This window comes from Qipengyuania flava (genome assembly GCF_011762005.1).
GTDB lineage: Bacteria > Pseudomonadota > Alphaproteobacteria > Sphingomonadales > Sphingomonadaceae > Qipengyuania > Qipengyuania flava.
Map to the genome: position 1 here is coordinate 454227 of NZ_JAASQU010000001.1, position 20603 is coordinate 474829.

The window sequence follows — 20603 nt, forward strand, 5'->3', positions numbered from 1 at the left end:
AGGGAAACCGCCCAGCAAGACTTGGCCTCGGCCGCCAGCTCGCCCTAGACATTGGCGAGGCGGTCCAATTCGAATTCGGAGACCTTCGGTGCGCGTCGCTTTGCTATCCGTGCTCGACAATCAGTCCCGGCCGCGCACCCTGCCTGCGCCGTTTCGGGTGGTGGCCGGTGCGCGACTGGTCGAGCGACAGCTCGATATCGCGCTGGCAGCCGGTTGCGAGACGATTGCCTGCCTCGCACTGACGGTGGGCCGCGAAGTGATCGAGTTGCAGCATCGCGCAGAAGCGGCGGGAGCGCGATTCATTGTCATTCGCGAACCGCGCAAGCTATCGGGCATGGTAACCGCGCAAGACGAATTGCTGGTCATGGCGCCGGGGATCCTGCCCGAGGAAGATGCGGTCCTACGGCACCTTGCGCGCCCGGGCGTACTCACTTTTCCCGAGGACCCGGCCGTCCAGCGGGGGTATGAACGGATCGACGCGAATTTCGCGTGGGCGGGCGTGCTGCTGGTACGCGGCAATGCGCTGGAACAGCTCGCGCAATTGCCAGCCGACGTCGACACACCTTCGGCCTTGCTGCGCATCGCCTTGCAATGCGGCACGCGTCCCCACCCGCTGGAAACGCGCCTGCTCGATGACGATATCTGGCTGCGCGATCCCTCCCCCGAACAGATCTCCGCACGCGAGCGCAGCTGGGTGGCGGGCCATGCCGACGTCGCGCCGTTCTCGGCTCCGGGGCTGGCGGTTGCCGAACGGATGGGCGCGCGCCTGGCGCGCGATACGCTGGGTAGCGGCCTGTCTCGCGCGCTGGCGATCGGATCGGGCGTCGCAGGGGTCCTCGGGCTGGGTCTGGCACTGGCTGGCTGGATAGCGCCGGGTTTCGGTTTCGCGGTGCTGGCAGCATTGCTTCTCGCGATGGAGGCGGTGGTACGGCGCGTTTCGACTGCCGGCCAGGTCCGGCCGCGGGTCTCGCTGCTCGTGCAGGCGCTCACCGTGCTGATGGACCCGATATTCGTCCTGATGGTCGCGGTTGCCTCGCCCGAGGACACACAATGGCTGCGTCTGTTCGTGCCGGTCGTGCTTATCGGCCTGCTGCACCTCGGAGAACGGTTGGCCGTGCCCCGCTGGCGCCGGAGCTATCAGGATCGCGTGCTGCTCAGTGTGTTGTTTGTGCCCGCCGCCCTGTTCGGCGTGATCCAGCCTTTCGTAGCCTTTGTGGCGCTAGTCGTAATGATTACGCTTTTCCTGACTTCGCAGCCGCGCGACTAACGGGCATTTAACCATGGCGATGCTAAGCCGAGCCCATGCCGATGCCTGATTCCGCATCCTCCCCGGTTGCAGCCGATCGCGATTCGCTGCGCGATACGCTGGCGCAGGACAATTCCGCGCTCGCCCGGATCGGACCGATCCTGCTGCACCTGCTCGCAACACCCGATCATTCGCTGTTCAGCGACGAGATCGTCGCGCGCATTCGCGGTATGTGCCACCATCTCGCGTGGCAGGTGCTGCGCGCGCAGGCCGAGGCTGCGGGACAATCGGAACGCGAGACCTTCGCCGATCGCCATGGGGAGGCTCTGGCAGAGCATTTCGTCTCGAGCCCGGCTCTCCTGTCGCATTGCCACGCGCTGGCGCTCGAGTGGCAATTGGCCGAAACGCTCGAAGCGCGATACGGCATCGACCCGGTCCTAGCCCCGCAGGTTCAGGATCTTATCGCCGCAGACGACAACGCACTTGCTTCGGCGGCAATGGCCTCGCTGACCGCCCAGGCGCGTTTCGCCCAGACACAGCGGCGCATGGAACTGCCGCTCAGCGAATTGCCCGGAGATCTGTTTCACGACCTGCTTCTGGCGTGGCGCGAATACAGCGATCAATTGCGCTCGGACGCGATGATCCGCGCCGAGGCCAAGTTGCGCAACAATTTCGACGAGGGCGCCGGCAGGCTGTCGCTGATGGCCCGCGTGGTTGCAGGAATGGGGCAGGGGGGACTGCGCGCGCTCGATATCGACCGCGCCGGCGCAGCACTCTTCCTTTCAGCGCTGGCTGCACGATCGGGGCAAACGCGTATTGCCACCGTCTTGTCGACGCATCCCCGCCAGACCGTCCGGCTAGCGCTGGGGCTGCGCGCAGCGGGGCTCGACAGCGCGGATGTCGAGAGGCAGATTCTCCGGATCAATCCGCAAGCCGATCCGCCGACCGGAATATCCGAACTGGCTCCGGAAGAGGCGCGGCGTCTGCTGGCCGATCTACCCCTGCAGGAGAACAGCTGACCATGGCTTCGGTTGGAACCCGCTATCTTGCCCATGCGCGCGCCGATGCCGATGGCATGCTCGTCGAGGCCGATGACCTCGTCGCCCGGCTGCAGCGTGCCTGCGGTGGGGCGATCGGTACCCGCATCGCAATCCCCGAATTGCTGGCGCTGGTCGACAAATCGCTGCGCTTCGGCCTGCGGCTTGCCCGCCAGTTCGAGGCGGTAGACGGCGAGAACCGGATCACCGCCTGGGTCGAAATCGCGCCTCTCACCGATGCCGACGGAAGCACAGAGGGTTGCACCATCGACGTGGTGAGTTGGCAGACCGAAGAGCTTCCGCCCGAGAACGACATCGATTCCGCTCGGCGGAGGGTCGAGATCAACCGTCACCTCGCCGATTGCTCTGCGCGGCTCGACTCGAACCAGCGCCTGCTCTCTCTGGAGACCGAAGCGCCCGACCTCGCCGAGTTTTCCGAACGCGCGCTGGCCAATGTCGGCAAGCCCTGGACCGATTTCGTCGATCTTCCCGGCACTGCGCACCAGCAGCCGATGCATTGGCGCCTGCTCGACGGTGCGACCTGCGAGATCGCCGGATCGAACCGGCGCTGGACAGCGCATCTCGAACCGTTGGGGCAACCGCAGCCCGGTAGTGCGGGTTTCGTCCTCTATCTTACCGCTGAGCGGCCTCTCGCCACCACTGGTGAAGATGCGGAAGGAGATGGCGCCGAGGGGCCGTCATTCGGCCGCGATCTGACGCCGGTGCTTCGCCAGCCGATCAACCGGATCATTGCCAATGCGGAGACGATCCGCACCAAGCTCGCCGGCCCGCTGGCAGATGAATACAGTTCCTATGCCGCCGATATCGCGACGGCAGCGCAGCACCTGCTCGCGTTGATCGACGACCTATCCGACCTCGAAGTGGTCGAATCGGAAGATTTCGCGACCGCTCCCGACCGGATAGAACTGGCCGACGTCGCGCGGCGGGCCTGCGGTATTCTCGGGGTGCGCGCTCGCGAAAAGGGTATCACGCTCGTCGCTCCTCCCGAGGGCGAGAGCCAGCTTGCGATCGCCGAGTTCCGCCGCGTGCTGCAGATCCTGCTCAATCTGGTCGGCAATGCCATCCGCTATTCGCCCGACGAGAGCCAGGTGTGGATTCGGCTCGACCGGATCGGCAGCCGTGCGCTCATCACGGTTGCCGACCAAGGGCACGGGCTGGGCGAGGAACAACAGGAACGCGTGTTCGAAAAATTCGAACGGCTCGGGCGTAGTGGCGATGGCGGTTCGGGGCTCGGCCTCTACATCTCGCGGCGTATTGCGCGGGCGATGGACGGCGATCTCACGGTCGAGAGCGCGCCGGGGCAGGGTGCCCGTTTCACGCTTTCGGTTCCTGCGGCGGACGACCTGCGCCAGGTGGCGCGCTAGGAGACTAGCGGCCTCCCGCCGTTTCATTTTCCCCCAACGAAAAACGGGCCCTGCGACCGGCCGAAACCGGTGCGCAGGACCCGCTTGATCGGGTTGCGGCTCAGCGCTGGCCGATGGGCACGTAATCGCGCTCGGTCGGGCCAGTGTAGAGCTGACGCGGGCGACCGATGACCTGGGCGGGGTCCGAGATCATCTCGTTCCACTGCGCGACCCAGCCGACCGTACGTGCCAGCGCGAACAGCGCGGTGAACATGGTGGTCGGGAAGCCGATCGCATTGAGGATGATGCCCGAGTAGAAGTCGACGTTCGGGAAAAGCTTCTTTTCCTTGAAGTAGTCGTCGTTCAGCGCAAGCTCTTCGAGCTTCAGCGCGGTTTCGAACACCGGGTCGTTGACGTTGAGCGCTTCGAAAACTTCGCGCAGCGTCTGCTGCATCACGGTCGCACGCGGATCGTAGTTCTTGTAGACGCGATGGCCGAAGCCCATCAGGCGGAACGGGTCGTTCTTGTCCTTGGCGCGCTCGATATAGTGCGGGATTTTGTCGGGCGAGCCGATTTCCTGCAGCATGTTGAGCGCTGCCTCGTTGGCGCCGCCATGCGCCGGTCCCCACAGGCAGGCGATGCCGGCCGCCATGCAGGCGAAGGGGTTGGCGCCCGAGGAGCCAGCGAGGCGTACGGTGGAGGTCGAGGCGTTCTGTTCGTGGTCGGCGTGAAGGATGAAGATCCGGTCCATCGCCTTTTCGATGGCGGGGTGGATTTCATATTCCTCAGCCGGGACGCCGAAGGTCATGCGCAGGAAATTGCCCGTGTAGCTGAGCTCGTTCTTGGGCTGCATGAACGGCTGACCGACCGAATATTTGTAGGCCATCGCGGCAATCGTCGGCATTTTCGCGATCAGGCGATGGCTGGCGATCTTGCGCTGTTCAGGATCCGAGATGTCGGTGCTGTCGTGGTAGAAAGCCGACAACGCGCCAACCACGCCGCACATGATTGCCATGGGGTGCGCATCACGGCGGAAACCCTGATAGAACTGGCGCAACTGGTCGTGGACCATGGTGTGGCGGGTGATCGTGTAGGTAAAGTCGTCAAGATCTTCCTGCGTCGGCAATTCGCCGTTCAGCAGCAGGTAGCTCACTTCCATGAAAGAGGAGTTTTCCGCCAACTGACCGATCGGATAGCCGCGGTGCAGCAGAACGCCGGCTTCGCCGTCGATATAGGTCAGCGCGCTTTCGCAACTTGCGGTCGACTTGTAACCCGGGTCGTAGGTGAACTTGCCGGTGGTGCCGTACAGCTTGCGGATGTCGACCACATCGGGGCCAACGCTGCCTTCCAGCACGGGGAATTCCTGGGTCTGTCCGCCCAGATCGAGGGTTGCCTGCTTGTCGGCCACGCGTGTCTCCTCACTCGTTCTCATCGGTGCCTGTGGGCGAGGCCTGCGCATCGATACGCAAGAGCGACTCTTCCTTGCCCAACAGGACCAGCACATCGAAAATGCCGGGCGACGTTGTCGTCCCCGTCAGCGCCGCGCGCATGGGCTGCGCGAGCTTGCCGAGACCCAGTTCGAGCTGCTCGGCATAGGCCTTCGTAGTGGCTTCCAGCGCTTCGATTGTCCAGTCATTTTGCACGTGCAGCATTTCGGACAAACCGGCCAACCGCTCGCGTGCCTCTTCGTCGAGAAGTCCCGCCGCCTTGTCGGTCATCGAAAGAGGGCGCTTGGCGAATAGAAATCCTGCACCGTCAACAAGTTCATTGATGGACCTCGCACGCGTTTTGAGTACGGGCATTGCTTCGGTCAGCACCGTCAGATCGGCGTCGGGCCCGATGCGCTCGGCAACGATCCCAGCCAGCCGTGCGTCGTCCGCTTCGCGGATATAATGGCCGTTGAGGTTCTGCAGCTTCTTGATGTCGAAACGCGCCGGACCCTTGCCCACGCCATCGAGGTCGAACAGCTCGACAGCCTCCTCGCGCGAAATCTCCTCGCGGTCGCCATGACCCCAGCCGAGCCGCAGCAGATAGTTGAACAGTGCTTCCGGAAGCACGCCTTCTTCGTCGCGATAGCCTTCGACACCCACCGCACCGTGGCGCTTGGACATCTTGGCCCCGTCAGGGCCGTGAATCAGCGGAACATGCGCGTAGACCGGATCGGGCCAGCCGCCTTCGATCGCATCCATTGCCCGAACCACGGGAAGCTGGCGGAAGGCATTGTTGAGGTGGTCGTCACCGCGGATGATATGCGTCACGCCCATGTCGTGATCGTCGACCACCACAGCGAGCATATAGGTCGGCGTGCCGTCTGCGCGCAGCAGGACGTAATCGTCGATCTCGGCATTCTTGACCGTGACCTTGCCCTGCACCTGGTCGTGGATCGTGGTTTCGCCCTCGGTCGGGACCTTGAGGCGGATCACATAGGGGGCACCCGCAGGCGCTTCGCTCTCATCGCGGTCGCGCCAGCGCCGATCGTAACGCATCGGCTGCTTGCTGGCGCGCTGCTGGGCGCGCATTTCCTCGAGTTCCTCGGGGGTGGCGAAGCACTTGTAAGCATGCCCCGCCTCGAGCAGCTTCTTCGCCACTTCGGCGTGTCGTTCGGCGCGGTCGGATTGAAATACGGGGGCGTCGTCGAAATCGAGGCCAAGCCAGTCGAGGCCTTCGATGATCTTGTCGATCGCGTCCTGGGTGCTGCGTTTCTTGTCGGTATCCTCGATGCGAAGCAGCGCGCGACCACCGTGATGGCGAGCGTAAAGCCAGTTGAACAGCGCCGTCCGCGCACCGCCGATATGCAGATATCCGGTGGGCGAGGGAGCAAAGCGGGTGACGACCGGAGGGGTCTCGCTGCCACTATCGCTTGCCATTGTCTCTCGCTTCCTTTCAAACATGTGTATGGCGACACGGGGGACGCCTTCGGTACCGATGGGGGAGGCAGGCGAAAATGCCCGCGAAATAGTGTCGCGCCCTTGGCGCATGCGCGGCGCGATGTCCAGTTTCGCCGACCGTTGCGAGGCATTTCTCGCAGGCGCGGAATTCGATCGCGGACCGTGGCTTGCAGTGGCGTTCGCGCTGGGCATCGGCTTATGGTTTTACCTGCCGTCGCCAGACTACTGGACCGCCACCATCTTCGCCTCGCTCGCAGTCGGCGGACTGGCGATACTGCGCTGGCGCAATCGGGACAGGCGCGATTACCTGAAAGCCAGTGTGATAGCAGTGTCGCTGGCGCTCGTCGCTGGACTGGCACTGGTCTGGGCGCGATCGGCCATGGTCGGAGCCGAACCGATCCCGCATCCACGCTTCGAACGGATCGACGCGAGAATACTCGAGCGCGAGGAGCAGCCTGCGGAGGGGCGTACCAGGCTGGTGCTGGCCGCGCGCGAGCGCGAGAGCGGGACGCCGATAGCTTATCGGGTGAACCTGCCCGAAGAGCAGGACCATGCCGGGTTGCGCGAAGGGGCGCGGGTCCGGCTCGCCGCCCGGCTCATGCCGCCATCACCACCGATCGTGCCGGGTGCGTACAATTTTGCGCGCCGTGCCTGGTTCGATGGCCTTGCGGCGACAGGTTCGGTCGTCGGCGAGGTCGAACTCGTCGAGGCCGCTCCTGACGCCGCTTTCACCATCTCCGCGATCCAGCGCAAATTGTCCGCTCATGTCCGCGATAGGCTGGACGACACCCCCGGCGCCATCGCGGCGACGCTCGCCAGCGGAGACCGCGGCGCCATTCCCGAGCACGATGAGGAGGCAATGCGCGATGCGGGTCTTACCCACCTGCTGTCGATCAGCGGTCTCCACGTCAGCGCGATCATCGCCGCGACCTATCTGCTGGCGATCAGGCTTTTGGCGCTGTGGCCATGGTTTGCACTTCGTGTCCGTCTCCCGCTGGTCGCCGCTGCAGCGGCCGCACTTGCCGGGATCGCTTACACGCTGCTGACCGGTGCGCAGGTGCCGACGGTGCGCAGTTGCATCGGTGCGCTGTTGGTGCTGACCGCTCTCGCGCTGGGACGCGAGCCGCTCTCACTGCGCATGGTCGCCGTGGCGGCGTGTGCAGTGCTGGCACTGTGGCCCGAAGCCCTCATAGGACCGAGCTTCCAGATGAGTTTCGCAGCGGTCATTGCGATTGTCTCGCTGCACAATGTCCAGCGTATTCGCCAGTTCCTCGCGCCGCGAGAGGAAGGCTGGTTGCGCCGCTTCGGCAGGCGGGCGGCAATCCTCTTCCTGACCGGGCTGGTTATCGAACTTGCGCTGATGCCGATCGTCCTGTTTCACTTCCATCGGGCGGGTCTCTATGGTGCCGCAGCGAACCTCTTTGCAATTCCGCTGGTGACCTTCGTTACCATGCCGCTGGTCGCCCTGGCGCTGTTTCTCGATCTTGTCGGAGTTGGGGCGCCAGTCTGGTGGCTTGTCGGGCAATCGCTTGATCTGTTGCTCGGGATTGCACATTTCTTTGCTGAGCGACCCGGGTCGGTGAAACTGGCACCGCGTATCGGGATGGGAACGATGCTGCTCTACCTCGGTGGAGCACTGTGGTTGGCACTGTGGCAGGGAAGGGCGCGGATGTGGGGGCTCGCGCCGCTTGTCCTATCCGCTGGTCTGATCGTTATCGCGCCGGTTCCCGATTTGCTGGTCACGCGTGATGGCCGCGATATCGGCATTGCCAACCAGGCAGATCGCTTGTTGGTCCTGCGGCAGGGCAAAGGCGGATACGCGCAACAAAACCTGCTCGAACTGGCCGGTACCGATCAGGCGCCGCTTGAGCTTGCGGAATGGCCGCGAAGCCACTGCAGTAGAGAATTCTGTAGGCTTTCGCTGGATGGCTTGGAGCGGAATTGGGAAGTTCTGGTCGCGAGAAATCGCGATCAGGTAGCCGAGCGCGCCTTGGCAGCTGCCTGCGCACGCGTGGATATCGTGATCGCCGCGCGCTACCTGCCCCGCAGTTGCCAACCCCGCTGGCTCAAAGCCGATCGCGGCTTCCTTACGCGGGAAGGCGGTCTGGCAATCCACCTAGACGAGTCACGCGTCGACACTGTCGCCGCGGACCAGGGTGAACATGGCTGGTGGCGCGGACGGGACTGACCGCACCACCGTCATCGCCTTAATGGTAGCGGCGCAAAAGCCCGGCCAGCTTGCCCTGGACCTGTACGCGATGCGCTTCGTAGATCTGTGGATCGTAGGCCCCGTTCGCGGGATCGAGAATAACGCGGCCTCCATCCTTGCGCAGATATTTGAGCGTGGCCTCTTCATTGTCGACCAGAGCAACGACGATCTCGCCGTCCCGCGCGCTCTCGGTGCGCTTCACCAGTGCGAAATCGCCATCGAAAATACCTGCCTCGATCATGGAATCGCCCGACACTTCGAGCGCGTAGTGTTCACCCGGACCAAGGAGGGCCGCGGGAACCGGCATACTCGATTGCCCTTCGATCGCCTCAATCGGGGCCCCGGCAGCAATCCGGCCATGCAAGGGAACATCAATGATATCGTTGGCAGGCGCGGCGGGGGCGGGCGCCTTCGCCGGCATGGCGGTACTGATCGCATCGTTTGCCGCGCTTGGCGCCGCGGCCGAACTGCTGACCGCGCTTTCGGGAAGCTTCACGATTTCAAGCGCGCGCGCACGGTTAGGCAGTCGGCGGATGAAGCCGCGTTCCTCCAATGCCGAGATCAGTCGATGAACACCCGATTTGCTCTTGAGGTCGAGCGCTTCCTTCATTTCCTCGAAACTGGGGGAAATGCCGGTTTCTTCCAGACGTTGCTGGATGAAGCGGATCAATTCGTGCTGCTTGGCGGTCAGCATTGTGCGAACTCCCGTATCGCCTGTTCACAAAGCTGTGAACGAATGCGGAACAAGTAAGCAACCCGATTCGCGAAGTCAAGCATTTCAGCCGTTTGGCGACCGCTGCTGGAGAACGCCTGTTCCCGCTTTGGTCTCGGCGATGGGCTAGCCTTGCAGCAAGGTACGGGTCGCCGCAGCGACATCGCGTTTGCGCATCAGGCTTTCGCCGACGAGAAAACTGCGTACGCCCGATCGCGCTAGGCGGGTGCAGTCCGCATGAACGGCAATGCCGCTTTCGCCGACCAGCAAGGTGTCCTTGGGCGCGAGTGCCGCTAGCCTTTCGGTGGTCGACAGATCAGTGGTAAAAGTCCGCAGATCGCGGTTGTTCACGCCAATCAGGCGGGATTGCAACGCGAGCGCGCGCTCCATCTCGACTTCGTCATGAACCTCGACCAGCACGTCCATGCCCTGGACGATCGCTTCCGCTTCGATTTCCTGCATGAGCGCGTTGTCGAGCGCCGCGACGATGATCAGGATCGCATCGGCCCCCAGGGCGCGTGCTTCGGTCACCTGCCAGGGGTCGACCATGAAATCCTTGCGCAGGACAGGCAATTCGCACGCCCCGCGCGCGGCGACTAGGTAATCCTCGTGTCCCTGGAAGTAGGGGTTATCGGTCAGGACCGAGAGGCAGGATGCGCCACCCGCAGCATAGGCGCGGGCATGCTCGGCAGGGTGAAAGTCCTCGCGGATCAGTCCCTTGGAGGGCGAAGCCTTCTTGATTTCGGCGATCAGGCCGAAACCGCTCTCCTGCGCGCGCGCAAGCGCGGCTTGGAACCCGCGCGGGGCGGATTGAGCGCTTGCCGCAGCCTCGAGTTCGCTCGACGACTGCTGCTGTTTGCGTGCAGCGACTTCCTTGCGCTTGGTCGCGCAGATTTCTTCGAGCTTGTTCATTTCAGGCGGCCATCGCGATCCAGTTTTCGAGCAGGTTCTTGGCGTTGCCCGAATCGAGCGCCTCGGCGGCCAAGTCTGCGCCATCGGCCCAGTCCCCGGTCCGCCCGGCAACGATCAGAGTGGCGGCAGCATTGAACAGCACGGCGTCGCGATAGGGACCGGGGGTTCCCTCGAGCAGGGCCTGCAATGCCTTGGCATTGTGCTGCGGGTCGCCCCCGCGGATGGCTTCGACCGGGGCATGCGGAAGATTTGCCTGCACCGCGAACACGCGGCGCATCTCGAAATCATTGCCTGTCACATCGGCCAGTTCGTTCCCGCCTGCGAGACTGAGTTCATCGAGGCCCTCGTCGCCCGACGCGATGAAGCTGCGCTCGGTCCCGAGCTTTGCCTTTGCCGCGGCATAGATCGGGACATAAGCGGGGCGCGCAATCCCGATCAGTTGACGTGTAACACCGGCCGGATTGGATAACGGGCCCATGAGATTAAAAATGGTCCGCACACCAAGCTTCTGGCGGATCGGTTGGATGCGCCCCATCGCGGGATGGTGGTTCTTGGCGAACAGGAAGCAAATACCAAGCTCTGCCAATGTCTTCTCGGCGCTTCTTCCGGCGGCTTCCATGTCGAGGCCCAGCGCTTCGAGCGTATCCGCCGCGCCGGCCTTGCTGCTTGCCGCGCGATTGCCATGCTTGGCGACCGGTACGCCACACGCCGCCACGACGAGACTGACCGCGGTCGAGACATTGAGTGTGTGATGGCCATCGCCACCCGTCCCGCAGCAATCGACCGTCCCGTCGGGCGCGGCGATCGGGATCAGACGTGCACGCAAAGCGCGCGCGGCCCCCGCGATCTCGTCCGACGTTTCGCTCCGGGCCGACATGTCGACAAGGAAGCGGGCGATCTCTTCGTCACTGGTTTTGCCATCGAGAATCCAGCCGAAGACTTCCTCCGCCTCGGCTTCACCCAAATGCTGGGTTGCGTCGGGTAATGGCTTCATGCGGGCACCTTCGCGGCAATGCCGCACAGTTCGAGGAAATTCGCGAGCAGCGCGTGACCGTTCTCGGTCGCGATGCTCTCGGGGTGGAACTGGACCCCGTGGATCGGCAACTCGCGATGGCGAAATCCCATTACGCTAGACCCGTCGAGGCCGGGGGTCTCGCTCGTTGCATTGATGACGAGGCAATCGGGAATGTCCTCGACCACCAGCGAGTGATAGCGCGTTGCGATATAGGGCGAGGGCAGGTCCGCGAAGACGCCGCTGCCGTCATGCGTTACCGCGGAGGTTTTTCCGTGCATCAATCCGCCACGCACCACGCGACCGCCGAAGTGCTGGCCGATGGCCTGATGCCCAAGACATACGCCGAGCAGGGGCCTCGCCGCCTGTGCACATGCGGCGACCAGCCCGAGGCTCACGCCTGCTTCATTGGGGGTGCATGGGCCGGGCGAGATGAGATAGCCGCCATGGTTCCGGTCCAGCGCCTCCTCTGCAGTGATGGCGTCATTGCGGACGACCTCAACTTCCGCGCCCAGTTCCATCAGGTAATGGACGAGGTTGAAGGTGAAGCTGTCGTAATTGTCGATTACGAGGATGGATCGGCGATCGGTCATTGCTGGCGTCAATGGCGGCGCGGCGGCTCGCTTTCAAGCAAGGAAAGGTTTTCCGGGCAGCGCGGTGATCCGCCTGTGCGCTGCGCCGGAGTCAGCCTTCCTTGCCCGCCAGTCTGTCGGTCGCACGAACGAGGCCATCGATGATCCCCGGTTCGCCGGCACTGTGACCTGCGTCGTGGACGATCCAGAACTCGGCCTCGGGCCAAGCTTTCTTCAGTGCCCAGGCAGCGCCGGGCGGGGTACAGATGTCGTGGCGGCCCTGGACGATGATCCCGGGGATCCCGGCCAGTTTATCGACATTGTTTAGCAGTTCGTTCTCTTCGAGGAAAAAGTTCTCGAGGAAGAACTTGGCGCAAATGCGCGCGAAGGGCACTGCCTTGGCCGGATCGCCAAAACTGTCGAGCAGCTCTTCATTGGGCAGCAGCGTCGCGACATGGCCTTCCCACAGCGACCATTCGCGGGCCGCTTCCAGCCGCGTCGCTTCGTCGTCGCTGGTCAGGCGTTCGTAATAGGCGCGCACGAGATCGCCGCGCTCGGCTTCGGGAATGATGCCGGTGAACTGGTCCCATTGCTCGGCCATGATCTCGCTGGCGCCGTAACCATAGAGCCAGGATTTCTCCTGCTGGCGTGCAAGGAAAACGCCGCGCAGCACCAGCTCGCTGACCCGCTCGGGATATTTCTGGGCGTAAGCGAGCGCGAGGGTCGATCCCCAGCTACCGCCGAAAGCCTGCCATTTCTCGTGCCCGCACATCATGCGCAGCCGCTCGATATCCTCGACGATCCGCCAGGTGTCGTTGTTTTCGATTTCGGCGAAGGGCAGCGACTTGCCGCAGCCACGCTGGTCGAACAGCAGCACGTCGTAGAGTTCGGGGTCCCACTGGCGGCGGTGGTCGGGAGCCATCCCGCCACCGGGGCCGCCATGCAGGAACACCGCGGGTTTTGCGCCGGGCGTTCCGACACGCTCGTAATAAAGCGAATGTCCTTCGCCGACATCGAGCATACCGGTCTCGTAGGGTTCGATCTCGGGATAGAGCGTACGGCGGGTCTCGGTCATTCGCTGGCCTTCTTCTTGACAACGAGGATCGGCCCGATCGGCTTGCCCGTATCGAGGCGGTCGGTGGCGGGATTCCACAACAGCGAAACGGTGTCGTCGAGGAACAGCGCGTTCTTCACTTCGAGTTCGTTCTTGTAGAACCGCGCGAGCTTGCCGAACGATATCGGCGCGTTGGTGATGACGAAATGCGCCCGTCCTTCGCCGTCGATGCCGACTGCGTTGCGGACTTTCCGCGAGGGTCCGTCATGCACGATTTCGGGATGGATCTTGCCATCGATTATCAACATCGGTCCCGATTGCGTTCCGAACTGCGGTCGATCGGTGACGTTGGCGAGAAACCAATCGGTATCGCGCACGTGCCATTTACCGCCGGTGCCGTAAAACACGCCATTGGGCTTCATGTAGAAATTGCCCGAACCCGAACCGGTCTGCAACTCGTGCAGTCGCTTGGCGTCCTCGACGAAATAGCCGACCGGCGTACCGTCTTCATCGGCTATCCCCGCATTCATCGCGAAGGCCACGGTCTCGCCATCATGCGCGGCGGCATAGTCCTTCAGGCTGCGATAACGCGTATCGCCATTAGCGAGCGCGGTCTCGATGCTGTGCCGATCCGGGACCGCAAGGCAATGCGTGATCGGCGTGTCCTCGAAAATGATCGAGCGACAGGCGCTCTCGACCTGGCTAGCGAGCGTCGCAGCCGGGGTCGGGGTGCCCGAAGAGGGGCCGGTCTTGCCGTCGATCCGCGCGCGGGCGACGGGTTCGCCCTCGGGCTGAGCTTCGCAGGCCGTCAGCGCAAGCAGGGCCAGCGCGGCGAGTGTCGTTTTCATTGACCGAATCCGGGCTCCTTGGCGAGGCGAACGGCTTCCTTCGCCGCAGCGAGCAGGGCGCCCGCCTTCGCTTCGCATTCTCTCTGTTCATAAGCGGGATCGCTGTCCGCGACTATCCCCGCTCCCGCCTGCACATGCATCGTGCCGTCCTTCACCACCGCGGTGCGCAGAACAATGCAGCTGTCGACCGAGCCGTCGGGTGCAAAATAGCCGACGCCGCCGGCATAGGGACCGCGCGTGGCGGGTTCGAGTTCGGCGATGATTTCGCATGCGCGGACCTTTGGCGCACCGCTGACCGTGCCCGCGGGAAAGCCTGCGAACAATGCATCGATCGCGTCCTTCCGTGGATCGAGTTCGCCGGTCACATTGCTGACGATATGCATGACATGGCTGTAGCGCTCGACGGTGAAGCTCTCGGTGACGGTCACACTACCTGCGCGCGCCACGCGGCCGACGTCGTTGCGTCCCAGATCGAGCAGCATGAGATGCTCCGCGCGCTCCTTGGGATCGGCCAGCAGAGACTGTTCGGCGGCGCGGTCGGCTGCTGCATTCGCGCCGCGCGGGCGGGTGCCCGCGATCGGGCGGATGGTAACTTCACCCTCGCGCACGCGAACGAGGATTTCAGGGCTCGAGCCGACGATCGCGAAACCGGGCATGTCAAGAAAGTACAGGAAAGGCGAAGGGTTCACCCGCCGTAGCGAACGGTATAGTGCCATCGGCGGCAGGGTGAAGGGCGTCGCGAACCGCTGCGAGAGGACGACCTGGAAGATGTCGCCTGCCGCGATGTAATCCTTCGCCCGAAGGACCATGGCTTCGTAATCTGCGGCCGCCATGGTCGGTGTCAGTGCAGGCTCGGGATGGTCGGGCGCCGCATACTGGATTGCCGCGACCGGGCTAGAAAGCTTGCGCAGCACTTCGTCGATGCGTTCTTCGGCGCGGTCGATCGAACCGTCGAGCCATACCGGCGAAATGCAGAACAGCGCATCGCTCAACCGGTCGAACACCAGCAGCACCGTCGGCCGCACGAACAGCATGTCCGGAACGTCAACCTCGCCTTGCTCTGGGCGCGGTAGTTTCTCGACCAGCCCGATGGTCTCATAGCCAAAATGGCCGACGAGGCAGGCAAGGGCGGGGGGCAGTTCCTCGGGAACCTCGCAGCGACAGCTCTCGACCAGCGATCGCAGGCTCTCCAGCGTGTCCGCCGCGCAAGGCTCGAAAGCGTCGCGGGCGAATTGCCACTGCGCGTTGATCGCGGCGTCATTGCCGGTGGCGCGAAAGACGAGGTCGGGATCAAGCCCGATCAGGCTGTAACGCCCGCGCACTTCACCGCCTTCGACCGACTCGAGCAGGAAATCGCCGCGCCCGTCCTCGAACAGCTTGAGCGCCGCCCCGACGGGGGTCTCGGTATCGGCGACGACCTTGCGCCAGACCAACGCAGGCTTGCCCTGCGCCAGTGCTGCGCGCGCGCTATCGGCGCCGTTCAGACCGGTAGACAATCGCGCCTCAGCTTCCGGCGAGCTGCTTACGCACGGCTTCGATCGCCGCGGCATTGCGCGACACGCCAAGTTCCTCGCGCATGGCCACGCCCAATTGTTCGGCGTATTCGTCGCCCAGCAGCGGGCCCATCTGGCGCCGCGCCTGCGCAATCAGGGGGTCGTCTTCGGCGATGTCGTCCATCGCGATATCGTCGACCTTGACGACGAAGAACCCCGCATTGCCCCCCGCTTCGAGCTTTTTGGTCGTACCTTCGGCCATGCTGAACAGCAGCGCAATCGGCGGCGGGATCCGGCGTTCGCGCTGACGGGCAAGATCCTCGCGCGTCATATCGATCGACTGCGCGGGCGGCACGCGGCGTTCCTCGGCGGACAGCGCCTGCGCAATAGACTGCCCATCCGCGATCCGCTTCATCACACGGTCGGCAGCGGCCTGTGCGGCCTTCATGCCTTCGGTGGCACGCCAGCGAGCGGCGACCACGTCCTCGATGTCGGCGAAAGGTGCGGCAGCTGCCTGCGTAATGTCGGCGACTTCATAGACCAGATAGGTCTGACCGCTTTCGATCGCCGCAATCTCGGGTTCTTCTTCCTGCATCTGGAATGCGGTCGCCAGAGCAGGCTGGAGTACCCCGGGAAGCTGAGCCTGCGGGTTGTCGAACAGGCGGCCGTCGGCCAGTGCGGGACCAACGGTTTCAAGTTCCAGACCCAGATCTTCGGAAACTTCCGCGAGCGTCGCGCCATTGCCGAGTTGTTCCTCGATTTCGCTTGCCAGATCGGCGAGGCCGCGCACCCGCTTTTCCTGGCGGATCGTGTCGGCAATCTTGCCGCGAACCTGGGCAAGGCTGCGGGCAGGGGTGGCATCGACGGCATCGATCCGCGCGACATGCCAACCGAGCGGGCTGCGCGCAGGCGTAGTCATCTCACCGCGATCTGCCGAGAAATAGGCTGCGGCGACTGCGGGTGACGCCTGGCTGGCGAGACCTTCACGGACCACATCGACGACCGGTGCGGCGCGCAGGCCGGCCTCGCGCGCGACCTGTTCGAAAGAGGCACCGCCTGCAACGTGGTCGCGAATGGATTTGGCGGCCGCCTCGGTCGGGACGATCAACTGGGTAAAGTCGCGCGTTTCGGCAGCGGCATATTGTTCGGCGTCGCGTTCGTAGCGCGCAGCGATTTCCGCATCGGTCGGTTCGGCCCGATCGCCCAGCGCCGCCGCATCGAAGGTCGCGTAGCGAAGCGTACGACGTTCAGGGCGGACGAAGAAGTCGCGGTTCTTGTCGTAATAGGCGCGCAGTGCCTTGGCATCGGGCTCGCCGCTGGGGGCGAACGTCGCCGCGGGCAACAGCGCGATCGAGCCTTTCCGGCGTTCCTTGAACAATTGTGCATAGCGGTAGGCGAGCTTGTCGGGGACCGTCGCGCCGAAACCGGCGGGGATCAGCAATTGCTGCGACAACAGCCCGATACCCAGATCTTCGCGAACCTGGGCATCGGTCAGACGCTGAAGCGAAAGCGCCTGGCGATAGGTGTCCTCACTGAAATTGCCGTCGGGTCCGCGGAAGGCAGGGATCATGCGGATCTCGCTATTCACCAGATTATCGCCGGCTCGCAGCCCCAGCCTGTCGGCATAGCCCTTCAGCGCTGCACGGTTGATCAGCGCATCGAGCGCCGATTCCAGCCCACCCTGGCGCAAGAAGCTTTGCATGGTGATGGTCGGCTGCTCTTCGCGAATCCGGTCGATGCCGTTGTTCGCCCCGCGCACCAGATCAGCCGTGGATATCTTTTCATCGCCCACGACTGCCACGCGATCTCCCCCGGCGATCCCGCCGAACGTCCCCGTGCTCGAAACATCCGCGCTGGCGAAGGCAAGCGCGATCAGCCCGAGGAATGCGAGTGCGATCGCGAGCCCGAGCTTGGTCTTGAAGAAATTACGGAAGAACTGGAACATGATAGACGGAAATTCCGGTTGGATGGCAGTGGTCGGTCGAAACCGACCGGGATGGGTTGGGGCGCTTTATCCGCCCTGCGACCTCGCGGCAACAGGTTGGAAAGGGTTTTGACGTGCGAAGAAACCTTCTCTAGCGGAGCGCATCCCCCGCCCCATATATCGGGCCACACATTCCAATAATTCGCAGGACCTAGACATGGCCGAACGGCCCTACATCGTCGGAAACTGGAAAATGAACGGCACGCGCGCCATGCTTTCCGAAGCACGCGCCATCGACCGTGCAGCGCAACGCTACATGAAGGTCGAAGTCGCCGTTGCCCCGCCTTACACGCTGATCCACGCGGTGCATAAGGAGGCCGAACAGATCGGCGTCGGCGCGCAGGATTGCCATGCCGGACCCGAAGGCGCGCACACTGGCGACATCAATGCACCCATGGTTGCCGATGCCGGCGCCAAGTTCGTGATCCTCGGTCATAGCGAACGGCGGCAGGACCATGCCGAGACCAATGAGTGCATCAACGCGAAGATCGAATCGGCTATCGATGCGGGTCTTCGCGTCATCCTGTGTTGCGGTGAAACGCTTGAAACGCGCGATGCGGGCAAGGCCGAGGAGTTCGTGCTGGGCCAGCTCAAGGCCGCGCTGCCGAAGTTCGAGGACCCTGCCGAGCGCCTAACCGTGGCATACGAGCCGATCTGGGCGATCGGCACCGGTCGTACGGCGACCGCTGACGATATCGCCGCCATGCATGGCGCGATCCGCCAATTGCTGGTCGATACCTATGGCGAAGAAGCCTCTGCGATGGTCCGGATTCTTTACGGTGGTTCGGTCAAGCCCGAGAACGCCCGCGAAATCCTTGCCACGCCCGAAGTGGGCGGGGCGCTCGTGGGCGGTGCCAGCCTGTCGGCGGAAAGTTTCCTGGGTATCGTGGTCGGCGCTTCCGAATCCGACGAGTCCTGATCGCACCCAACCTTGCCGTTTGCCGCCTGCGCGCCTAGATGCGCGTGAGCCCGCTACAGCCAATCCAAGAGTAACCGCATGTTCCTGTTTCTCACCGTCGTCCAGGCGATCATCGCAGCCGCGCTTGTCGGCGTCATTCTGATGCAGCGTTCCGAGGGCGGTGGCCTGGGTATCGGCGGCAGCCCGTCGGGCATGCTGAGCGCGCGCGGGGCAGCGGACTTCCTTACCCGTTCGACCAAGTGGCTGGCGGTGCTGTTCGTTGTCCTGTCGATCGCGTTGGCTGCGGTCGCGGTCGAAACCACGGGCAGCGATGCGATCGAATCGACGCTCGACCGTACGGTCGCCCCGGCGGCTCCGGCCGATCCGCTCGGCCCGGCAACTACCGGCGAGGCGGCACCCGCGAGCGCGCCGGCCGACGCCGATCCGCTGTCCGGCGCGACCGAATAACACCACCCATTCGACGCAAGCCTGTGGATTGCGCTGCTCCGGCGGCGCGATTTGCGCGTGTTTGCGCTTGCCCCGACTCAACCCTTCAGCTTAAGGCCCGACCCCCATGGCGCGGTATATCTTTATCACCGGCGGCGTGGTCTCCTCGCTTGGCAAAGGTCTCATGGCAGCATCGCTTGCTGCCCTCCTCCAAGCGCGTGGCTACAAGGTCCGTATCCGGAAATTCGACCCCTATCTCAACGTCGATCCGGGGACGATGTCCCCTTATCAGCACGGTGAGGTCTATGTGACCGATGACGGGGCCGAGACCGATCTCGACCTCGGCCACTACGAACGCTTCACCGGCGTTTCGGCGCACCAGGGCGACAACATCACTTCTGGTCGGATATACCAGGATATCATCGCCAAGGAGCGGCGCGGCGACTATCTCGGCGCGACGGTGCAGGTGGTTCCGCATGTCACCGACGAGATCAAGGCCTTCGCGCTTGCAGGGCAGGACGATCACGATTTCATCCTGTGCGAGATCGGCGGCACGGTGGGCGATATCGAAGGCTTGCCGTTCATGGAGGCGATCCGCCAGCTGCGCAACGAACTCGAGCCGTGGCAGACGCTCAGCGTCCACGTCACGCTCGTGCCCTATATTGCGGCTGCGGGCGAGCTCAAGACCAAGCCCACGCAGCACTCGGTGCGCGAACTGGCGAGCCTCGGGATCAAGCCCGACGTGCTGCTGTGCCGCGCGGAACATCCAATCCCCGACAGCGAACGCCGCAAGATCGCGCAGTTCTGTAACGTCCGGCAGGAAGCGGTCATTCCCGCGCTAGACGCGCCCTCGATCTATGCGGTGCCGCTGCAATATCACGGCGAAGGCCTCGACACCGAAGTGCTGCGCGCTTTCGGCATCACCGATGCCCCCGATCCCGACCTGTCGCGCTGGTACGACGTGGCCGATCGCCACGCCAATCCCGAAGGCGAGGTTACCATCGGCGTCGTCGGCAAATATGTCGGCCTGCAGGATGCCTACAAGTCGCTCAACGAAGCGCTGGTTCACGGCGGGATGGCGCACCGCGTCAAGGTCAATGTGAAGTGGATCGATGCCGAGATCTTCGAGAGCGAGGATTCCGACATCGCCGCCAAGCTCGAACCGATGCACGCGATTCTCGTGCCCGGTGGCTTCGGCGAGCGCGGGAGCGAGGGCAAGATCGCCGCGGTGCGTTTCGCACGCGAGCGCAAGGTGCCGTTCCTCGGCATCTGCCTGGGTATGCAGATGGCCTGCATCGAAGCCGCGCGCGAAGCCGGTTATGCGCAGGCGTCCTCCACCGAATTCGGTGAAACCGATGAGCCGGTGGTCGGTATCATCACCGAATGGATGACCGAAGAGGGGCTGCAGAAGCGTGAAGCCGGCGGTGATCTCGGCGGAACGATGCGGCTCGGTGCCTACGACGCCAAACTGGCCGCCAACAGCCATGTCTCGCAGATCTATGGCGGGACCACCGGTATCTCCGAGCGCCACCGGCATCGTTACGAGGTCAATGGCGCCTATATCGAACCGCTCGAAAAGCAGGGCCTGATCTTCTCGGGCATGTCGCCCGATGGACTGCTGCCAGAAATCGTCGAGCGACCCGACCATCCCTGGTTCGTCGGTGTCCAGTTCCATCCCGAGCTCAAGTCCAAGCCATTCGATCCGCATCCGCTGTTCGCGGGCTTCGTCGGCGCAGCGCTCGAGCAGGCACGACTGGTCTAAGTACTTTTCACAGTTCGCGCGCCAAGCGCTTCAATTAAAACGTATTTTTCGCGCTCACATTTGTAAGCACGCGACAAAATTACCGCGTCCGCGCCCGGCGGGTTTATCTTTTGTTATATCTGGGCCAGAATGTGCATCCGCTGCGCCGAACGGTGCAGATTTCGA

The 20603-nt window shown here is 63.7% G+C and carries 17 protein-coding genes; 7 read left to right on the forward strand and 10 right to left on the reverse strand.

Annotated elements, in window-relative coordinates; translation table 11 throughout:
• Positions 1-109 precede the first annotated feature (109 nt).
• Genes FHS69_RS02235 through FHS69_RS02245 form a run of 3 tightly spaced genes read left to right on the forward strand, consistent with a single transcriptional unit; the run spans position 110 to position 3668 of the window.
• Positions 110-1267 (forward strand): hypothetical protein, encoded by a 1158-nt coding sequence (locus FHS69_RS02235; protein ID WP_166776199.1) that lies wholly within the window; start codon positions 110-112, stop codon positions 1265-1267.
• A gap of 41 nt (positions 1268-1308) precedes the next feature.
• Positions 1309-2265, forward strand: coding sequence for a hypothetical protein (locus tag FHS69_RS02240; RefSeq protein ID WP_166776201.1), 957 nt, complete (start codon positions 1309-1311; stop codon positions 2263-2265).
• A gap of 2 nt (positions 2266-2267) precedes the next feature.
• Positions 2268-3668, forward strand: a complete 1401-nt coding sequence (locus FHS69_RS02245) for a sensor histidine kinase (RefSeq protein WP_166776203.1) — start codon at positions 2268-2270, stop codon at positions 3666-3668.
• 100 nt (positions 3669-3768) lie between these two features.
• Here the strand turns inward: FHS69_RS02245 and FHS69_RS02250 are convergent, their stop codons facing one another.
• On the reverse strand, positions 3769-5079 hold the full coding sequence (locus FHS69_RS02250; RefSeq protein WP_067466517.1) for a citrate synthase: 1311 nt from the start codon (positions 5077-5079) through the stop codon (positions 3769-3771).
• The gene (gene gltX, locus FHS69_RS02255) at positions 5066-6514 is read right to left on the reverse strand and encodes a glutamate--tRNA ligase (RefSeq protein ID WP_166776205.1); all 1449 of its coding nucleotides are present in this window, start codon (positions 6512-6514) and stop codon (positions 5066-5068) included. Before gltX ends, FHS69_RS02250 begins: the two co-directional genes overlap by 14 nt.
• A 121-nt stretch (positions 6515-6635) precedes the next feature.
• On the opposite strand from gltX, the gene FHS69_RS02260 reads away from it, so the two are divergent.
• A complete protein-coding gene (locus tag FHS69_RS02260; RefSeq protein ID WP_243844506.1) occupies positions 6636-8723 on the forward strand; it encodes a ComEC/Rec2 family competence protein in 2088 nt (695 codons plus the stop codon).
• Between the two features lie 19 nt (positions 8724-8742).
• Here the strand turns inward: FHS69_RS02260 and lexA are convergent, their stop codons facing one another.
• From lexA to FHS69_RS02300, 8 genes are all read right to left on the reverse strand, one after another.
• A complete protein-coding gene (gene lexA, locus FHS69_RS02265; RefSeq protein WP_166776209.1) occupies positions 8743-9438 on the reverse strand; it encodes a transcriptional repressor LexA in 696 nt (231 codons plus the stop codon).
• Between the two features lie 144 nt (positions 9439-9582).
• Positions 9583-10368 carry an indole-3-glycerol phosphate synthase TrpC gene (gene trpC, locus FHS69_RS02270; protein WP_166776211.1) on the reverse strand — a complete coding sequence of 262 codons (786 nt, stop codon included), beginning with the start codon at positions 10366-10368 and terminating at the stop codon, positions 9583-9585.
• A 1-nt stretch (position 10369) separates the two neighbouring features.
• Complete coding sequence (gene trpD, locus FHS69_RS02275; RefSeq protein WP_166776213.1) at positions 10370-11362, reverse strand: anthranilate phosphoribosyltransferase; 993 nt, start codon at positions 11360-11362, stop codon at positions 10370-10372.
• On the reverse strand, positions 11359-11973 hold the full coding sequence (locus FHS69_RS02280; protein WP_166776215.1) for an anthranilate synthase component II: 615 nt from the start codon (positions 11971-11973) through the stop codon (positions 11359-11361). Before FHS69_RS02280 ends, trpD begins: the two co-directional genes overlap by 4 nt.
• A 91-nt stretch (positions 11974-12064) precedes the next feature.
• Positions 12065-13027, reverse strand: a complete 963-nt coding sequence (pip, locus tag FHS69_RS02285; protein WP_166776217.1) for a prolyl aminopeptidase — start codon at positions 13025-13027, stop codon at positions 12065-12067.
• Positions 13024-13854, reverse strand: a complete 831-nt coding sequence (locus FHS69_RS02290; RefSeq protein WP_166776219.1) for a phosphodiester glycosidase family protein — start codon at positions 13852-13854, stop codon at positions 13024-13026. Before FHS69_RS02290 ends, pip begins: the two co-directional genes overlap by 4 nt.
• On the reverse strand, positions 13851-15404 hold the full coding sequence (gene trpE / locus FHS69_RS02295) for an anthranilate synthase component I (RefSeq protein ID WP_166776221.1): 1554 nt from the start codon (positions 15402-15404) through the stop codon (positions 13851-13853). The genes FHS69_RS02290 and trpE overlap by 4 nt, the downstream gene beginning before the upstream one ends.
• Positions 15358-17292, reverse strand: a complete 1935-nt coding sequence (locus FHS69_RS02300; RefSeq protein ID WP_166776223.1) for a peptidylprolyl isomerase — start codon at positions 17290-17292, stop codon at positions 15358-15360. The genes trpE and FHS69_RS02300 overlap by 47 nt, the downstream gene beginning before the upstream one ends.
• Positions 17293-17488: 196 nt before the next feature.
• Here FHS69_RS02300 and tpiA point away from each other — a divergent pair, with 196 nt between their 5' ends.
• From tpiA to FHS69_RS02315, 3 genes are all read left to right on the forward strand, one after another.
• Positions 17489-18250 (forward strand): triose-phosphate isomerase, encoded by a 762-nt coding sequence (gene tpiA, locus FHS69_RS02305; protein ID WP_067502965.1) that lies wholly within the window; start codon positions 17489-17491, stop codon positions 18248-18250.
• A 78-nt stretch (positions 18251-18328) separates the two neighbouring features.
• Positions 18329-18697, forward strand: coding sequence for a preprotein translocase subunit SecG (secG, locus tag FHS69_RS02310; protein WP_166776225.1), 369 nt, complete (start codon positions 18329-18331; stop codon positions 18695-18697).
• Between the two features lie 106 nt (positions 18698-18803).
• Positions 18804-20438 carry a CTP synthase gene (locus FHS69_RS02315; RefSeq protein WP_067466554.1) on the forward strand — a complete coding sequence of 545 codons (1635 nt, stop codon included), beginning with the start codon at positions 18804-18806 and terminating at the stop codon, positions 20436-20438.
• The last annotated feature ends 165 nt before the right edge of the window (positions 20439-20603 follow it).

Excerpts from the sequence above, each read along its gene's own strand:
- pip (WP_166776217.1), bottom strand. The coding sequence starts at position 13,027 with ATGACCGAGACCCGCCGTACGCTCTATCCCGAGATCGAACCCTACGAG.
- FHS69_RS02315 (WP_067466554.1), top strand. The coding sequence starts at position 18,804 with ATGGCGCGGTATATCTTTATCACCGGCGGCGTGGTCTCCTCGCTTGGC.
- FHS69_RS02250 (WP_067466517.1), bottom strand. The coding sequence starts at position 5,079 with ATGAGAACGAGTGAGGAGACACGCGTGGCCGACAAGCAGGCAACCCTC.
- FHS69_RS02280 (WP_166776215.1), bottom strand. The coding sequence starts at position 11,973 with ATGACCGATCGCCGATCCATCCTCGTAATCGACAATTACGACAGCTTC.
- trpC (WP_166776211.1), bottom strand. The coding sequence starts at position 10,368 with ATGAACAAGCTCGAAGAAATCTGCGCGACCAAGCGCAAGGAAGTCGCT.
- FHS69_RS02260 (WP_243844506.1), top strand. The coding sequence starts at position 6,636 with ATGTCCAGTTTCGCCGACCGTTGCGAGGCATTTCTCGCAGGCGCGGAA.
- secG (WP_166776225.1), top strand. The coding sequence starts at position 18,329 with ATGTTCCTGTTTCTCACCGTCGTCCAGGCGATCATCGCAGCCGCGCTT.
- FHS69_RS02290 (WP_166776219.1), bottom strand. The coding sequence starts at position 13,854 with ATGAAAACGACACTCGCCGCGCTGGCCCTGCTTGCGCTGACGGCCTGC.
- FHS69_RS02300 (WP_166776223.1), bottom strand. The coding sequence starts at position 17,292 with ATGTTCCAGTTCTTCCGTAATTTCTTCAAGACCAAGCTCGGGCTCGCG.
- trpE (WP_166776221.1), bottom strand. The coding sequence starts at position 15,404 with ATGCCGCGGCGATCGAAGCCGTGCGTAAGCAGCTCGCCGGAAGCTGAG.
- FHS69_RS02240 (WP_166776201.1), top strand. The coding sequence starts at position 1,309 with ATGCCTGATTCCGCATCCTCCCCGGTTGCAGCCGATCGCGATTCGCTG.
- lexA (WP_166776209.1), bottom strand. The coding sequence starts at position 9,438 with ATGCTGACCGCCAAGCAGCACGAATTGATCCGCTTCATCCAGCAACGT.
- tpiA (WP_067502965.1), top strand. The coding sequence starts at position 17,489 with ATGGCCGAACGGCCCTACATCGTCGGAAACTGGAAAATGAACGGCACG.
- trpD (WP_166776213.1), bottom strand. The coding sequence starts at position 11,362 with ATGAAGCCATTACCCGACGCAACCCAGCATTTGGGTGAAGCCGAGGCG.
- FHS69_RS02245 (WP_166776203.1), top strand. The coding sequence starts at position 2,268 with ATGGCTTCGGTTGGAACCCGCTATCTTGCCCATGCGCGCGCCGATGCC.
- gltX (WP_166776205.1), bottom strand. The coding sequence starts at position 6,514 with ATGGCAAGCGATAGTGGCAGCGAGACCCCTCCGGTCGTCACCCGCTTT.